At 64.1% G+C, this 635-nt stretch carries 1 protein-coding gene; it reads right to left on the reverse strand.

The features are described from left to right. Window positions 1–165 precede the first annotated feature (165 nt). Window positions 166–635, reverse strand: a 470-nt coding sequence (locus BST12_RS29205) for a hypothetical protein (RefSeq protein ID WP_083116533.1), incomplete at its 5' end; no start/stop codon positions are given.

The raw sequence follows: 635 nt of genomic DNA on the forward strand, positions 1-635 counted from the left end.
GTGCACAGTCGAATCGGGGATTGGTATCGCGTACGCAGTCGTTAGAACGCCCACGCCCACGCCCGCTTCGAGTGTGTGGCCTTGGCGGTCGATTCGCGATTGCCCCGCCGTGTGTACACACTCAAAGCCACACGTGCACAGTCGAGTCAACGATTCGAACAGCCGCTAAACCGGCCACGCACTTGCAGTCGTGCGGTACTTCGCGTTGAGCGCACTGCAGAAGTCCGACGCGGTGCCGGAGAGCAATACAAAGTAGCCCTCGCCGCGACGGGTATCGCTGTAAGGCGGATAGCTCCAACCGCTGTTGCACATCGATGTCTCGGTGCCGGCCGACGGTCTACGCCACGCGGACTTCACGCAACCGACCAGAGCGTCAAGGTTGGAGACGGTGCTCTTGGCGATGACCAGCATCGCACCGCCCCATTGCCCGTCGGCCCGACGGTACGCCCGGGCCCCAAAGCCCGCGTTGTTCACCTGGCAGCCTAACGCCCGCTGCACCGGCAAGAACACCCCCGCGAGGTCGCGATCGGTCAATCCCGCTGCGGCCGTAATGAATTGTGCCGCATCCGAGCCGTCGACCTCCTGGACGTTGGGCGTGCCGAAGCTGAACAGCTGCTGCGGAATCCCCGCCGCAC

The sequence above is a fragment of the Mycobacterium angelicum genome, assembly GCF_002086155.1.
Taxonomy (GTDB): Bacteria; Actinomycetota; Actinomycetes; order Mycobacteriales; family Mycobacteriaceae; genus Mycobacterium; species Mycobacterium angelicum.